The 1,777-nt window shown below is 69.2% G+C and carries 2 protein-coding genes; both read right to left on the bottom strand.

Translation table 11 applies throughout. The features are described from left to right. On the bottom strand, window positions 1-293 hold a 293-nt coding region (locus KZA10_RS14075; RefSeq protein WP_218683190.1), incomplete at its 3' end, for an ROK family protein. A gap of 43 nt (window positions 294-336) precedes the next feature. Then, on the bottom strand, window positions 337-1,524 hold the full coding sequence (locus tag KZA10_RS14080; RefSeq protein ID WP_055870549.1) for an ROK family transcriptional regulator: 1,188 nt from the start codon (window positions 1,522-1,524) through the stop codon (window positions 337-339). Window positions 1,525-1,777 lie beyond the last annotated feature (253 nt).

The following is a 1,777-nucleotide window of genomic DNA, read 5'->3' on the forward strand; positions in this document are numbered from 1 at the left end:
CCGAGGTTGACCGCGTGATCCACCCGCCCGGCCTCGGCGTCGACGAGCCCCGGGATGCCGATGCCGACGGAGCCGACGTCGGCGAGGGGGAATCCGCTCTCGTCGGCGAGTGCCGTCACGGCCATCACGATGCTCTCGACGACGGCGTCATCGCCCCATCCGGTGGGTCGTCGCAGTCGTCCGCGGATGTGACCGGAGGGGTCGACGGCCACCGCGTCGATCTTGGTGCCGCCGACGTCCAGGCCCACTCGAATCTGCCGACCGGAGCGGTCGGCCGTGTCTGCACCCGTCATCGGATGCCGCTGCCCGTCGTGCCGGTGCGGGTGGAGGTGACGGTCACGACACTCCCAGCTGCCCGGAGAGCACCATGACCGCGGCTCCCCGCAGGACGATGTCCTCCTGGTGCGTCAGGCGCACCACGACGTCTTCGAAAACACCCTCGAGGGTGCGAGCGTGCAGAGTCTCGATCGCGGCATCGATCAGGATGCCGTCGAGCAGATCGGCAGGTCCGGAGAGCACGACCTCGGAGAGGTCGAGGGCCGCGACGATCGGAGCGATGGCGATCGCCATGCGCGTTCCGGCATCGCGGAGGATCTCGTCGCGCGCATCGGGTTCCGCCGCGATCGCCGCACCGAGGCGGCTGACGCTGAGCCACGCCTCGAGACAGCCGTCCTTTCCGCACGCGCAGCGGGGTCCGCCGTCGGTTCCGACGACCACGTGCCCGATCTCGCCCGCCGCGAAGCGGCTGCCCAGCAGCGGCTGGCTGCCGGTGATGAGGCCGGCTCCGACGCCCTTGCCGATCTTGATGAGCATGAAGTCGGCTTTCGCATCGCCGAAGGTGTACTCGGCGAGCACCGCCGCGTTGGCGTCGTTGCGTGCGAGTACTGGCAGGTCGAGATCGACGCCGAGCTTCGCCTCGAGCGGGAAGTTCGTCCAGCCGAGGTTGGGAGAGCTGAGGACGAGGCCGTCAGGGCGCACGACACCCGGGGTGCCGATGCCCACGCCGAGCAGCGGTTGGGTGGATGCGGCGACCAGGGTCTGCGCGAGCTCCCGGAGGGCTGCGTACGCCGCCTCGCCGTCAGGCGACTGCGGACGCGGCACTGCACGTCGTTCGAGCACGTCGCCGTCGAGGCTCAGCACCGCGCCGGTGAAGGCGTCGGGTCCGGAGAGATCGAGACCGACGATTTGGTGACCGAACCGGTCGATGTCGATGAGGATGGGCGGCTTGCCCGGGCCGACGGCCTCGCGCACGCCCATCTCGATGACGATCCCATCGGCGATGAACTCGGCGACCAGGTCGGAGATGGTGACCCGCGTGAGCCCCGTCTCCCGGGAGAGGTCGGCGCGACTCATCGCCCCTGCGTGGTACAGAGTCTGCAGCACCAGGGCGCGGTTGTGACCGCGGGCGTGCTCGGGCAGCACCTTGGATCGCGAGCGCAGGTGGCGCCCTGGGCCGAAGGCGTGCGCATTCGCACCGACGTACTCTGACGGCGATGCGGAACGCTGTTCATCCGAAACGGACATGTTTGTTAGTAGACCTTACGAACAAAAATTGCGCAACCTCCGCTCGCGGACGCGCGAGGAGGGTTACCGAAACGTTACATTACTTCGGGTCGTCGGCGACGACCGTCTTCGAGCGCTCGATGAGACGCTCCACGAGCCCCGCGACGATCTGCTCCCGAGCCTCGATCGTGAGTGGCTTCCCCGGCACGCCGGGGCGGCGCTGTCCGGGCTCCGGCCCGTCAAGGGGACGATACCGCACCCCTGCCGCGGCGAG

The sequence above is a fragment of the Microbacterium sp. BF1 genome (assembly GCF_019279095.1).
GTDB lineage: Bacteria > Actinomycetota > Actinomycetes > Actinomycetales > Microbacteriaceae > Microbacterium > Microbacterium maritypicum.